Origin of the sequence: Providencia sp. PROV150 (genome assembly GCF_028481025.1) — a bacterium.
Taxonomy (GTDB): domain Bacteria; phylum Pseudomonadota; class Gammaproteobacteria; order Enterobacterales; family Enterobacteriaceae; genus Providencia; species Providencia hangzhouensis.
This window is the reverse complement of sequence record NZ_JAMPPJ010000008.1, coordinates 13,739-26,793: the sequence shown is the minus strand read 5'-3', so window position 1 is coordinate 26,793 and position 13,055 is coordinate 13,739. Positions and strand designations below refer to the sequence as shown.

Here is a 13,055-nt window from a genome sequence, read left to right as displayed (position 1 = left end):
GGGTGTTCACTCACACCAGAGAGCCCCGCCCCGACATGGGAATTAATCCATGTATAAGCAGAAATAATATAGGGTTTCGATTCCCTGCGCTCACTAAAGCCGATTGTTTGGAGGATATATGGCAACTATCACAGTGAAAAAATCACGCAAGCCTGAGTTTTTACGTGGTTCATCAGCAAATAGACGTCACGCAAGAAGAAAAGCTGAAGCTATGGCAAGGCAGGAGATTGAATTGAAATTAAATTCACTATTACCAACTATTGAGACAGCAAAGGTTAACCGAGTTGAGAAAGCAATTTCAATTCGTAGCACTAAAGTTTATGACTCAGCAGATAACACCTGCTTACCAAATTCTAGTATTTACTCAGCTAAATATAGAAAATCTGGTACGCTGTTGGAATCTGGAGAGGTAACAGCGAGAGCTTAATATGTCGGATGCACCAATGAGAATTGAATGCCCTGTATGCAAAAAGCTTTTCAATCCAATGAATCCTAAATATCACATTGATAAGTACCACGCGAATGCAAGTGATAGCGAGCTGATAAGAATTAGAGACGCCAAACGTAAGGTTCTAGGTAGCGAAAAGCCAATAAAGAACAAGCATTACCTGCTAAAAAGCATAAATAAACACAACGGTTCGCCACCAATGCAAGGCGGATTACCCTCACTAGGGAAGAAAAGATAAACCTCGCAAATGCGGGGTTTTTTATTACCTAAATTTAGATGGGTGGGATATGAAAACGAAAGTTACCTGTCCGTTGTGTCTAAGGACATTTGACCCGCGATTACCAGTTATGCACATCAGCAAGTATCACAAAGATGCTACTGATGCACAGCTAGCAAAGATTAGAAACGTTCGCAGAAATGCGACACACGCAAGCAACCACGGCTACGCAAGCCGATTATGAGTGATGGAAGTGTTACAGCACGTTGATTAAATCATCAAAAGGAATTTCACATGCCAAATCATGTAACAAACATTGTTGAAGCTAACCCAGCAGTCATTAACGCGATGCTTAATAACGATGGGATTGTAGACTTTAAAGTAATTAACCCAATGCCAGATGATTTAAGTATCAATGGCGCAAGCGGATTTTATGGTGACGCTGAAAACGCTGCAAAACTTATGTGCAAAGAAAAGTTAAGTGAAAGCCATTTCTTTGCAACTCTAGAAGCATTAAATAGAAGTGAAGTTAACGCTTTAAACATGACAGATGAAAGCTTTGAACAGTTTGTCTGCATGATGAGAAATAAGCGTAAACACGGTTTTTACCATAGCATGGACTTCGCTAGAAATGTATGGGGAACAAAATGGGGAGCTTATAATTCCTCAAAAGAATCAGATAATAAAGTCTCATTTGAAACCGCATGGGCTCACCCCTTCCCTGCATTAAAATCGCTCTCTCAGAAATTCCCAAATGAAGAAATCACAGTTAATTATGCCGATGAAGATACTGGCAGTAATTGTGGTTACTACACAATCAAAAATGGCGAAATAATCGTCGAAAGCATAGCGCCATCATGGAATGAGCAGACCGATGAAGAAAAGCGTAAATGGACAGAATTCGCATTTAAATTAAATCATCCAGACAGTAATCCTCGCGAATATGGATATAACGAAAACTGGGAATATGACGAAAGCCTAGAAAGTTAGGTCGGTGAGTTGATTAATAGATAGGAGATAGAGATGGCAAGAGCAAAAAAAGAATGGAAGGCAAAAGTTAAATACTGGACTGATACCAAAGTAGTTGAAATGGACGGAGATACAGTTGCTTGCGCTCTTCATATGATAGCTAGCTTACCTGAAAACCAAATCAAAGATTTAAACGAAGAAATGAAAAAGCTAGGCATTCACTATAACTAACGTCGCGTTTAGTTAAAGCGCAGGAGATAGAGATGGAGTTAAAAATAGATAGAGGCACTCTACTCGCTGTTATGGAGTGCATGGCAATAAGAGATATTCGCTACTACATTTGCGGCATCTGCTTTCTTCCCAACGGTAAAGTGGCTGGCACAGATGGTCATATGCTGGCATACGGCGAACACGATAACGAAATTGAAAATGAAGTTATTTTGTCAGTCGGAAAATTACCAACTAAGCAATTCGATTATGCAATTTTCGATACTGATGACGGAATTGTTAGGCTGTTTTCAGATGAAAACATATTAATCGGTGTTTCAATGTGTAGTGTTATCGACGGGCGCTTCCCACACATCGATAAACTAATCGAAAAAACAAGAAAAATGAAAGAAAACTTACCATTCAAAATAGGTATTAACGTTTCATTTCTCGCCAAATTACAGAAGATAGCAAAGTATGTTAACCCTAAAATGCCAGCTATCGAACTTCAATTCAAAACAGGTCAAGACGCTATCATTTGCGACATATTCAACCCATACAAGCCAGTATCGGTATTGATTATGCCAATGCGTATTTAGTTAATAACGGAGGGAGTATGACAGAACAATACGAATATGCATCGATTCGCGTAGAAATGGCGAGTGATGCGACTATCAGAGATTATTTCGCCAACGCGGCTATGCAAGGCGACTTAGCTTCACAAAGCGCAGAACTCGGTCATTTCCCAAATGATGTAGATGATGAATGCTTAATAAAACGCGCTAAATTCTACTACCGCATGGCAGATGCAATGTTAAAGGCTAGGGGGTGATATATGGGAAAAATGACATTCGTAGTTGAGTATGAAGATGGCAAGGAACCGCCTATAAGCTTCAACATGGAAATATTTGGCGGCAAGTTAATAGAAGCTGGCTTTCGTGATTATAACGACGACATGCTGACTGAGGAAGAAATAGAAGCTCTGATGGAATGCCTCAACATTAATGAATTAGAAAATACTTCTGCTAGTGTCGATGTGGACATTCTTCTGAAAAAACTAGGAATTACATTAGTCAGGCAGTAGCAATCGCTAAAGCCCTCGGTCAGCAGTAACTCACCGCACCAACACCAGAACCTAAATAACAATCGCTATCGCAAGATTAGCGCAGGTTTCGCACATCCAGAGGTAAGCATGAATATTGATAAATACAAACTACGTGTAGCCCAAAGCAAAGCTGGAATTGCCCGGTATCTCAAGGATGAGAACGGATGGAGCGAAGCAAACGAAACATTAAAAACAGCATACGGAGTACAGCATGAACGCAAAGCAGAAACACGCAAAACAGCAGATATTCACCCTACTTCGAGAGTCTGAAATGACTGAGCAACAAGTCGAATTGTTATTTGCTGATTGGAAATTTAAACAGCAATGCGAAAAGACAAATCGCATTTTACGTCAGGTTGATGCTCGTGGAGCGTACGCATTCACGTAAGGAGATAACCATGCGCCCTATTCTGGATATGTGCTGCGGCAGTCGCATGTTTTGGTTTGACAGGCAAGACAACAGAGCAATTTACAGCGATATAAGGGTAGAAAAACACATTCTATGTGATGGCAGGAAGCTAAATATAACACCAGATATTATCGCTGATTTTAAAAACCTACCCTTCCCTGATAACTCATTCCATCAAGTTCTATTCGACCCGCCTCACTTAATTCGCGCTGGCCACAACGGTTGGATGTTTAAAAAGTACGGCCGATTAAATAAAGAATCTTGGAAAGAGGATTTAGCGAAAGGATTTAGTGAGGCATTTCGAGTGCTGCGGCCAAACGGAACACCATTCCTTCAAATGGAACGAAACTCAAATCCCAACAAAGCAAGTGTTATCCCTTACTGACTATAAACCAACAATAGTTCAGCGAGTTGGCAAGAACGACAAAACTCACTGGATATTATTCATTAAGGACGCAGCATGAGAATTTCAGAGCATGAACTCAAACAAAGGCAGGATGCCGAAAGACGACGCAGGGAGCGCGAGGAAGAGGCTGAATACTATCACATGGAAAGCCTTGGTATTCGGCCTCAATCAACGCCTAGTAGGTGGATGAGAGGTGAATATGGGTAAGTATTTAATACCTGCATTCCCCAGTCATAAAAGCAAGGATGCTGCCCTGAAATATGCTTTATCAATGATTGATGAAGATATTGAAAGGCGAAGAGTACGTGACTTAACGGGCAATGAAATTCAACCAGTTGAAAGGATTTCAACACTAGAATTAGCTCATGCCGCACTAGTTAAAAGTCAAAACTTAGAAATGTCTCAATTCTACCCTCCCCTACCTGAACACATTAAAGCGCAACGAAAACAGGCTGACTTGGAGCGATACGCAAGGCATTTATTCAAAGATAACTTTGACCCTTATTTAAATATTCCAGAATTACCAATGGGAGGTAGGAAGGTTGGTGACTAAATATAGAACAATCGATACTGAAACCTGTGATTTTGATAGCGGAATAGTTGAAATAGCAAGTATCGATTTAAACGACACGGAAATTGATTATAACTCGCAGCAATCCCACTTTGTAAACCCTCAGAAACCAATTTCAATAAGTGCAATGGCTATTCACCACATCACCGATGATATGGTAGTTAACTCGCCGATTATTGATGAAGTTATCGCTAATTACATAGGTGCTGATTATCTGGTTGCACATAACGCAGAGTTCGATAAGAGAATGATGCCAGAAATGGACGCGCCTTTTATCTGCACATTGAAGCTAGCGCGCCGCTTATGGCCTGAGCTAGAAAGCCACAGCAATCAATACTTACGCTACGCACTGAAACTGGATGTTCATGTGCCCGAGGGGTTACACGCTCACAGAGCACTATATGACTGCATTGTTACAGCGTCATTATTTAAACGGATCAAGGTTGATTCAGGGTGGTCAGATACGGAGATGTTAGAAATAACTAATCAGCCATCACTATTAAGCAAGTTGCGTTTCGGTAAGTACAAAGGGATCACATTTACCGAAGTAAAGAAAGAAAACGCAGGGTATTTAACTTGGCTGCTAGGCCAACCTGATTTAGACCCTGATGTTGAGTTTAGTATTAATTATTGGATGGAGAAGAAATATGAGTAAAGAATTCTTCCAGAAAATAGCAGCTATACAACAGAACCTAAAAGCACCAAAAAACCTAAATAACTCATTCGGGAACTACGCATACAGGAGTTGCGAAGGGATTTTAGAGTCAGTTAAACCATTACTTGATGGCTTGGTGTTAAGTATCACTGATGATGTTATTGCTGTCGGTGATCGCATTTACGTTAAATCAACCGCAACTCTCACGGATGGAGAGAATTCACATAGCGTATCAGCTTTAGCAAGAGAGCCGATGTCAAAAAAAGGAATGGATGACGCTCAGGTAACAGGGGCCACAAGCTCATATGCTCGTAAGTATTGCTTAAATGGATTGTTCGCTATTGATGATTCAAAAGATGCAGATAGCAATGAACATAAGCAACAGGAAAAAAACTTCAAACCTGATGTTGTCCTATCTGAGTTCACAGGAAACGCTATGAATATTAGCAATATAAAAACGTTAAAAGCTGAATTTGGCAAAACATGGAAGTTGCTAGATAACACGCCAGAGCAAGCGAAAGCTAAAGAAGTTTATGACATTAGAAAATCAGAATTGGAGGCCGCGTAATGGCTAGTCGTGGAGTGTGTAAGGTAATTCTCATTGGTCACTTAGGCCAAGACCCTGAAATTCGGTACATGCCAAATGGTGGCGCAGTAGCAAATCTCACACTAGCCACATCGGAATCGTGGCGTGATAAGCAAACTGGTGAAATGCGCGAGAAAACTGAGTGGCATCGAGTGTGCATCTTCGGAAAGTTAGCTGAAGTTGCAGGCGAATACCTGAAAAAAGGAAGCCAGATATACGTCGAAGGTTCTTTGCAAACGCGTAAATGGCAAGACCAAAGCGGTCAAGATCGATACACAACAGAAGTGGTCGTAAATATCGGCGGCTCTATGCAGATGTTAGGCGGTCGTGGCAGTGATGCGCCACCTCAAGGCCAAGGCGGTTGGGGTCAACCTCAACAGCCGCAAGCTGCACAACAATTCAGTGGTGGCGGTGCTGCACCTGCACGCTCACAAGCGCCAGCACCACAAAATAATGAGCCACCAATGGATTTCGATGACGATATTCCCTTCGCTCCTATCGGGCTCCCCTACCCACGCCACGCTATTTATGTGATTTAACCAACCAATTAGGTAATAACCATGGTTTTATTTAACGAGAGACCATCCTTTGATAAGGCATGGTTTGCTACCTCATTCCGTGTCGTAATGGCTGGAATGGGTGATGATACGGCAATGCTCATTGCTGAAATGTACAAGCGAGGTTACGAGCCTGACGAAATAGTGTTTTGTGATACAGGCTCTGAATTCGAACACACCTACCATTTCATTGGCTGGCTAAGAAGTTGGTGTAATGAGAAAAAATGGTCAAAAGTCGTCGTCCTACGAAAGTGGGACAAGGATGGAAATCCGCTTAGTGTTATTGAGAGCGCAGAGAAAAACAACACTCTGCCAGCCGCCGCATTTGGCAGTAAATCATGCTCACTTCGCTTTAAAGTTGAGACGGCTGATAAGTATTTCAATAATCATCCAGAATGCCATAAAGCATGGGGAGTTAAGGGTAAAGGAGAGCTGCTTGATTCACACACTGGGAGTATTTTACGTGTTATTGGTATTAATGCCGATGAGCCACAGCGTGCAGATAAATGGAAACCAGAGCATAAATGGACGCAAGTTTTCCCTCTTGTAGATTGGAATATTGGTGAAAAGGAGTCTCTCGCAGTTGAAGAAGTCGGCTTGTATTACCCCGGTAAATCTTCATGCATTTGCTGCCCTCATTTGACTGGCTCTGAGTTAGTCATGCTACGAGATACCTATCCAAGTGATTTTGGTCGAATCATAGCAATGGAAAATAACTATATTCGCCACGAACTCCGACCCGATTCAACGACAAAGGGAATGTGTCGCAGGAAAACAATCAACCAAAAAATCGAAGAGTATGAGCAAGGCCAGTTGGATATTGCAGAAGGTCAATGCCAACTCTGCTTATTACAGTAACCAAAGGATATATTTGCAAGGATGCAATGAATAAAAAAGCCGCCACAGAGAGGACGGCAAGGGGACGTGCAGGAATGAAACTTATAATTTATCTGTGTAAGCAATTTAAGAATAGTTAAGGCATGGAATTTAGCAAGGAAGTAGATAAAAAAATGCCGACACAGGGAGGTCGGCGAAAGTTGCACAGCTTGTTACTACTCTTTCGGGGTTAAGTGTAGAAGGTAAATAAGTGTTTGCCATGAAACGTTTTAATCCTAGCGATTAAATGGATGCAATGAATAAAAAAATGCCGACACAGGAAGCATCGGCGAGGACTACAAAAATAATTAGAAAGTTCAAATTAACTATAGGTCATAAATTAAAAACAATGATGAATTATTTTAATCATATCGATTAAATAGATGCAATAAGAGGAATTAATATGAGTAAGCAAATGGTTTTAGTTGCAAGGACAAATAAGGTTGGCTCTGACTCTGAAACAGGTTTAGGAATGACCGAAGATGAATGGAACCAATTAACTGAATCTGAGCAAGGTGTAATTATTAGTGAAGCAATAGAGTCACTAATTGATTATTGGGTACAGCCAGAGGAATAAAGGTGCAGTGATGGATAAATCAAGGCAGCAATTTGAAGAGTTTGTTAAGTTTCACATGAGTGAACCTGAGCCAAACAACAATCTTGATACGTCTAACAACGGATTAAATTACGCTGACGTTGGCATAGATTTAATGTGGATTAGTTGGCAAGCATCACGCGAGAGTTTGGAGGTTGAATTGCCAGAGCCATTTATTGCAAATGAAACTTGGTGTTATGACGAAGATTTAGTTAATCAGGCATTAATCAGCAATGGAGTGAAAATAAAAAATGAAAGTTAGCGATGATTTATTAGTAATAGCTGCTGAAATTCAGTTGGCATTAAATAATAGCGACTCATCTAAGGTTAATATTGAAATAATGAAATGGGAAGCTGAATTGCTTATTTATCATTTTAAAGGTTTAAGTAGAAATAAACCCATTGGTTATATATCACAAGATGGATTAAATTCATTATCAGAAAATTGCGATGCAATAACATCATCCAAGCAACAATATAATAAAGTAATCCCACTCTATAAATTAGATTAAATAACCATGCAAATAATCGGATATGTATTACTCATGCTAATACAGGGTTCTGTTGTTCCTGTATCTGAGCAAATATACACACAGCAAGAATGCGAGAGCCGTGCAGTGCAGATAATGCAAGTGAGGGATGTTGAGATAATATGCGGAGAAGTTTTAAGATGAGCGAAATTAAATCATTACACACCTAATATGTGGCTTAATCACTATGTTATGACGATAGATAAGGAGATTAACAGTGGATGACTCTCTTTATACCATAAAAGAATACGCATCGATGATCCGACTGTCATCTTCAACGGTATACCGCAACCCTGCTAAATATTACATGTTCAGGGTCGGTAGCTCATGGAGAGCAAACAAGGAAAGCCTAAAAAAGTTTGAACAGGCGCAGTTTAACGACAATAATGTCTATCGGCTGGCTGTAGTCGGTAGTGGGAGGAAAACATGCCGATCTACAAAAGAGGTAAGAAATACTGGGTTGACGTTACAGCACCAAGCGGAGAAAGAATTAGAAAACCTGCTGGCACGGAGGATAAAGTCAAAGCCCAAGAGTATCATGACAAGTTAAAACATGACCTATGGCAGATGGAGAAGCTAGATAAAACGCCAGATAAGTCATTTGAAGAAATGATGTTACTCACCTTAAAAGACGCTGAAGGGCAATCAACATACCAAACGAAACTTGCCTATGCGGATTACTTTCAGCAAATATTTAGGGGTAGAAAAATATCGACTATAACGAGCGATGAAATAGCCAGCTCATTACCACTGTATAACCCAAAGACAAAGAGGAAGCTATCCAACGCAACGCAAAATAGATATCGCTCGTTTATTATGCGTGCTTTCTCTTTGGCTCACAAGATGGGATGGATATTAAAGTCATCGTACATCCCAAGAATGAAGGAGCCAACAGTTAGGGTTCGATGGTTAGAGAAGTGGGAGGCTGAACTTCTGCTTTCCAACATCAAGGTTAAGTGGATGAGAGATTTTGTTTCCATTGCTATTTTAACAGGAATGCGGAAAGGGGAAATATTATCACTTAAGTGGAAAAGCGTAGATTTAGTTAGAAAAATTGCGCACGTTACAGCTGATAACGCAAAATCAGGACGCGCTAGACCTGTTCCATTAAATGATGTAGCCATTGAGATTTTAAAGGGAATTGAAAAAGATGGAGACTATGTATTTTCAAACAATGGGAAGAAAAGAAGAAATCATTATCGAGAATGCTATGAAAAGGCATTATCTGATTCTGGTATAACTGATTTCACTTTTCACGACCTCAGACACACTTGGGCAAGTTGGCACGCACAAAGTGGAACTCCACTCATGGTGTTAAAAGAAATGGGAGGATGGGAGACCTTGGAGATGGTCCAGAAGTACGCGCACTTTAGCGGTCAACATTTAACCAAATATAGCGAGCATGTCACAATTTCGACACAGTCGAAGAATGAAACCAGTCAAAAGCCACATCTAACACTTTTAACTGGCTGATGTATAACAGTTAATTTTTCACATCCGGAATTCAAAATCGCTTCAACTTTGGATTACGAGTCAGAAGCTGCCATTATGGAAAATATGCCTTTAATTACGCAAGGAAGAACAGTCATTAGTATTGCTCACCGACTCAACACGATTATGCATGCTGATAGGATATGTGTTATTTGCCAAGGAGAAGTACACGAAATGGATACACACGAAAACTTGCTCAAATCAAATGGCTTATACGCCAATTTATGGCGCCAACAAACGCAATAACACGGATAAAAAAGCATCACACCTATAGCAAGTGGTGCTTTTTTACTAAAAGCGCTCATTTTACAACCGATTAAACCAAATCATCGTAGATGAAGCTATAGCACAAGGGGATTAGCTAGGGTATCATGGCGCGCTGAATTACTGGCACACCCTTTTAGCAGTTATAGACATGGCAAAAGAACAAACGGATCGGACTACACTAGATTTGTTCGCTGAGGAACGAAGGCCTGGGCGACCTAAAACAAGCCCGCTATCACGGGATGAACAACTGAGGATCAACAAACGCAACCAACTGAAACGAGATAAAGTGAAAGGATTGCGTAGAGTTGAATTGAAACTGAACGAAGAAGCTGTCGTGATATTGAATCAGTTAGCTGAAGATAAAAATATAAGCCGTAGTGAATTGATCGAAGAAATTTTGATGTCACAACTTGAGCATGTTAACACATCAATACTCAAATAACGTTATCTTGATAAATCACACAAATTTGACAGACTTAGCATCATTTTTTCGCCAGAATAAGGCGTAATATTCTATCTATTTTCGTTCTAAATGGGCTCTAGAAGGCGAATTTTCACCTCTAGTCCTCTTAGAAAAACAAGAGGTTAATCACTTTATGGCAGTCATAGGCATTTTCTTCGGAAGTGACACAGGTAACACAGAAAATATTGCCAAAATGATCCAAGAAAGATTGGGCAAAGATGTAGCAGAAGTTCACGATATCGCAAAATGCAGTAAAGAAGATATTGAAGCTTTTGATATTCTACTTCTCGGTATTCCAACTTGGTATTATGGTGAAGCTCAATGTGATTGGGATGATTTCTTCCCTACTCTCGAAGAAATTGATTTCGAAGGTAAACTTGTCGCCTTATTTGGTTGTGGAGACCAGGAAGACTACGCTGAATATTTCTGTGATGCTATGGGTACGATCCGCGATATTATTGAGCCTCGTGGTGCTGTTATTGTTGGTCATTGGCCAACAGAAGGTTATCACTTTGAAGTATCCAAAGGTATGGCAGATGACAACCACTTTATTGGTTTAGCTATTGATGAAGATCGTCAACCTGAGCTAACTGATGAACGTGTTGATGCATGGGTAAAACAAATCTCTGAAGAAATGTCTTTAGCTGAAATTTTAGGCTAATAGGTCATATAAAGAAACCTTACCCATAGATTGCACCACTGTCTTGTACAAAATGAATCACTTAAGCCAGTGGCGTAATCTAAAATAACCGATAAGGTATCCTAATAGGATAGGTTCTCAAGAGATTATCAAAATAATGAGACAATGCATGGTTTCTATTTTTATTTTCCATGCCTATAATTGTAAATCAGTTTAGAAGACAACTGTATTGATGTTAAAAATGTCTCATTATTGTTAAATTTATGATTTAAGATACAGGACAAACCCGCATGACAGACAACAACAAAGCATTGAAAAATGCTGGACTCAAAGTCACTCTTCCAAGATTAAAAATTTTGGAAGTACTTCAAGAGCCTGAGTGCCACCACGTCAGTGCGGAAGATCTCTATAAAAAGCTGATCGATATGGGCGAAGAGATCGGGTTAGCAACCGTATACCGCGTGTTAAACCAATTTGATGATGCAGGTATCGTAACCCGTCACAACTTCGAGGGTGGTAAATCTGTATTCGAGTTAACTCAGCAACATCACCATGATCATTTAATCTGTTTAGATTGTGGAAAAGTGATTGAGTTTACTGACGAATCCATTGAAACTCGCCAAAAAAATATCGCTGCTCGCCATGGCATTAAACTATCTAACCATAGTTTATATCTATATGGTCATTGCGCAGATGGTGATTGCCGTGATAATGCTGACGCACACGAAGCAAAAGAGTAATAGTATTCAACCATCGCTGATAAAACGTAATGGTTAAAAATACCAAAACCCTGATAATAAACTTTATCAGGGTTTTTTATTTTAAATATCCATATTTTTTTCACTCAATTAGTGATAATTTATGATGAATAACTTAAATTTAACTATTTATCACTACAATTTTTAGTTAATAAAAAATTTTCCTAGAAACTATAATAGTTGCAATTCAAATCAAAACCCTTATATTATTTCACTGATGAATATATTCTATCATCTAGAATTATACTTATATATCAAAGTGGTATATAAATAACATTATAGATGTTTTCTAATTTTTCATACTATATAAAAATTATTTTATTTCCTTTCTATTATTTTAACTATAATTTAGAAAGTTGATGATTCAAATGTAGCCATAAAGTTAAAATACACTTTAAATGCACAATTACATTTATTGACTAAACTAATTACGTATTTTAGTAATTTGTAAGAGATTATCTGATGAAAAAAACATATCTTTTTCTCAACACAAGTTTTTTCTTCTGGTTTCTTACTTTAATAGGGTGGTTTTTTAGCTATTTATCTATCACCTTATTTTCGTTCGTATTATCAGTGCTATTCTTGATCTTATACTTCAATCAAAAAAAGGTAAGTAAAATGTTCACCAAAAGACAAAACAAGCCCACGCCTACATCGACGTCCCCTTCTATAAGTAATGAGCCTGAAGTGACTGCAAAGATAGAAGAACAAATTACACTATCAACGCCTACTATTAGTGAAGAAAAATCGAATACGGTTATCTCTAGGGACGTTATTTTTGAAGGGAATATTACCTCTAATGAGCAAGTACATATCTATGGAAAAGTCATTGGAAATATAACAGGAAAAGATAATACTGTTAAAGTCATGTTAAACGGCCAAGTCACGGGAAATATTACCTGTAAAGAGCTGGTAGTTAATGGGCGTATTGAAGGTGAGTGCTTATCTGATACTATTTGTATTGAAAATAATGGCGAAATCCACGGTACTATCCATTACAGTAGCTTATCGATTAAAAAGGGTGGGGTTTTATCTGGCCATGCTCAAATTAAAAATCCTCCTCATCAATCGGAAAAAGTTACCATATTAAAAGATAAGTTAAAACAAGACGCTATCATACCCAATGAAAGTGTAAATAACGCTTCTTTGTAGTCACCATAAAAATAAGGTGAATATACCCACCTTATTTTCAATTTTTATATCAGTATTTACACCCATTAAAACATCTCATTAATATTAAAATATATAGCAAACCTCTTTCCTATCTAGGCAAATGACTGCCATAGTTCCCCTATAGCAGTCATT

The 13,055-nt window shown here is 39.0% G+C and carries 22 protein-coding genes and 2 pseudogenes; all 24 read left to right on the top strand.

Annotation, left to right across the window (positions count from 1 at the left end; genetic code table 11):
* The first annotated feature begins 118 nt into the window (after positions 1-118).
* The 24 genes and pseudogenes from PSE83_RS07660 to PSE83_RS07550 all read left to right on the top strand — a co-directional run bounded on the left by PSE83_RS07660 (position 119) and on the right by PSE83_RS07550 (position 12,902).
* Positions 119-427 (top strand): transcriptional antitermination N peptide, encoded by a 309-nt coding sequence (locus tag PSE83_RS07660; RefSeq protein WP_272660768.1) that lies wholly within the window; start codon positions 119-121, stop codon positions 425-427.
* A gap of 1 nt (position 428) precedes the next feature.
* Positions 429-686, top strand: coding sequence for a hypothetical protein (locus PSE83_RS07655; protein WP_238563923.1), 258 nt, complete (start codon positions 429-431; stop codon positions 684-686).
* A 273-nt stretch (positions 687-959) separates the two neighbouring features.
* Entirely contained in the window at positions 960-1,655 is a 696-nt protein-coding gene (locus tag PSE83_RS07650; RefSeq protein ID WP_272660767.1) for a hypothetical protein, read from the top strand.
* Between the two features lie 33 nt (positions 1,656-1,688).
* Positions 1,689-1,865, top strand: a complete 177-nt coding sequence (locus PSE83_RS07645; protein ID WP_272660766.1) for a hypothetical protein — start codon at positions 1,689-1,691, stop codon at positions 1,863-1,865.
* A 32-nt stretch (positions 1,866-1,897) separates the two neighbouring features.
* Complete coding sequence (locus PSE83_RS07640; protein WP_272660765.1) at positions 1,898-2,440, top strand: hypothetical protein; 543 nt, start codon at positions 1,898-1,900, stop codon at positions 2,438-2,440.
* Positions 2,441-2,457: 17 nt separating this feature from the next.
* A complete protein-coding gene (locus tag PSE83_RS07635; RefSeq protein ID WP_196555481.1) occupies positions 2,458-2,673 on the top strand; it encodes a hypothetical protein in 216 nt (71 codons plus the stop codon).
* A gap of 3 nt (positions 2,674-2,676) precedes the next feature.
* Positions 2,677-2,925 (top strand): hypothetical protein, encoded by a 249-nt coding sequence (locus PSE83_RS07630; RefSeq protein ID WP_070929109.1) that lies wholly within the window; start codon positions 2,677-2,679, stop codon positions 2,923-2,925.
* A 108-nt stretch (positions 2,926-3,033) separates the two neighbouring features.
* Positions 3,034-3,216 (top strand): host cell division inhibitory peptide Kil, encoded by a 183-nt coding sequence (gene kil / locus PSE83_RS20415; RefSeq protein WP_081335996.1) that lies wholly within the window; start codon positions 3,034-3,036, stop codon positions 3,214-3,216.
* Positions 3,158-3,334: a hypothetical protein gene (locus PSE83_RS07625; protein ID WP_175442554.1), complete on the top strand. Its 177-nt coding sequence runs from the start codon at positions 3,158-3,160 to the stop codon at positions 3,332-3,334. Before kil ends, PSE83_RS07625 begins: the two co-directional genes overlap by 59 nt.
* A gap of 10 nt (positions 3,335-3,344) precedes the next feature.
* Positions 3,345-3,819: pseudogene (locus PSE83_RS07620) on the top strand (class I SAM-dependent methyltransferase).
* A gap of 141 nt (positions 3,820-3,960) precedes the next feature.
* Positions 3,961-4,314: a hypothetical protein gene (locus PSE83_RS07615; protein WP_272660764.1), complete on the top strand. Its 354-nt coding sequence runs from the start codon at positions 3,961-3,963 to the stop codon at positions 4,312-4,314.
* The gene (exoX, locus tag PSE83_RS07610; protein WP_272660763.1) at positions 4,304-4,987 is read left to right on the top strand and encodes an exodeoxyribonuclease X; all 684 of its coding nucleotides are present in this window, start codon (positions 4,304-4,306) and stop codon (positions 4,985-4,987) included. The genes PSE83_RS07615 and exoX overlap by 11 nt, the downstream gene beginning before the upstream one ends.
* Positions 4,980-5,555 carry an ERF family protein gene (locus tag PSE83_RS07605; protein ID WP_136134465.1) on the top strand — a complete coding sequence of 192 codons (576 nt, stop codon included), beginning with the start codon at positions 4,980-4,982 and terminating at the stop codon, positions 5,553-5,555. The genes exoX and PSE83_RS07605 overlap by 8 nt, the downstream gene beginning before the upstream one ends.
* Positions 5,555-6,112 (top strand): single-stranded DNA-binding protein, encoded by a 558-nt coding sequence (locus tag PSE83_RS07600; protein WP_272660762.1) that lies wholly within the window; start codon positions 5,555-5,557, stop codon positions 6,110-6,112. Before PSE83_RS07605 ends, PSE83_RS07600 begins: the two co-directional genes overlap by 1 nt.
* Before the next feature lie 21 nt (positions 6,113-6,133).
* Positions 6,134-6,988: a hypothetical protein gene (locus PSE83_RS07595; RefSeq protein ID WP_272660761.1), complete on the top strand. Its 855-nt coding sequence runs from the start codon at positions 6,134-6,136 to the stop codon at positions 6,986-6,988.
* A 421-nt stretch (positions 6,989-7,409) separates the two neighbouring features.
* Positions 7,410-7,583 (top strand): DUF7167 family protein, encoded by a 174-nt coding sequence (locus PSE83_RS07590; RefSeq protein WP_228677205.1) that lies wholly within the window; start codon positions 7,410-7,412, stop codon positions 7,581-7,583.
* 10 nt (positions 7,584-7,593) lie between these two features.
* The gene (locus PSE83_RS07585; protein ID WP_228677206.1) at positions 7,594-7,863 is read left to right on the top strand and encodes a hypothetical protein; all 270 of its coding nucleotides are present in this window, start codon (positions 7,594-7,596) and stop codon (positions 7,861-7,863) included.
* The gene (locus PSE83_RS07580; RefSeq protein ID WP_228677207.1) at positions 7,853-8,113 is read left to right on the top strand and encodes a hypothetical protein; all 261 of its coding nucleotides are present in this window, start codon (positions 7,853-7,855) and stop codon (positions 8,111-8,113) included. The genes PSE83_RS07585 and PSE83_RS07580 overlap by 11 nt, the downstream gene beginning before the upstream one ends.
* 444 nt (positions 8,114-8,557) lie before the next feature.
* Positions 8,558-9,604, top strand: a complete 1,047-nt coding sequence (locus PSE83_RS07575; RefSeq protein ID WP_221078522.1) for a tyrosine-type recombinase/integrase — start codon at positions 8,558-8,560, stop codon at positions 9,602-9,604.
* Between the two features lie 42 nt (positions 9,605-9,646).
* Positions 9,647-9,868 (top strand): annotated as a pseudogene (locus PSE83_RS07570) (type I secretion system permease/ATPase); the annotation flags it as partial.
* A gap of 169 nt (positions 9,869-10,037) precedes the next feature.
* Complete coding sequence (ybfE, locus tag PSE83_RS07565) at positions 10,038-10,331, top strand: LexA regulated protein (protein WP_004256256.1); 294 nt, start codon at positions 10,038-10,040, stop codon at positions 10,329-10,331.
* A gap of 154 nt (positions 10,332-10,485) precedes the next feature.
* Entirely contained in the window at positions 10,486-11,013 is a 528-nt protein-coding gene (gene fldA, locus PSE83_RS07560; RefSeq protein ID WP_004256261.1) for a flavodoxin FldA, read from the top strand.
* 269 nt (positions 11,014-11,282) lie between these two features.
* Positions 11,283-11,732, top strand: coding sequence for a ferric iron uptake transcriptional regulator (fur, locus tag PSE83_RS07555; protein WP_004256285.1), 450 nt, complete (start codon positions 11,283-11,285; stop codon positions 11,730-11,732).
* Between the two features lie 636 nt (positions 11,733-12,368).
* On the top strand, positions 12,369-12,902 hold the full coding sequence (locus tag PSE83_RS07550; protein WP_226616972.1) for a bactofilin family protein: 534 nt from the start codon (positions 12,369-12,371) through the stop codon (positions 12,900-12,902).
* The last annotated feature ends 153 nt before the right edge of the window (positions 12,903-13,055 follow it).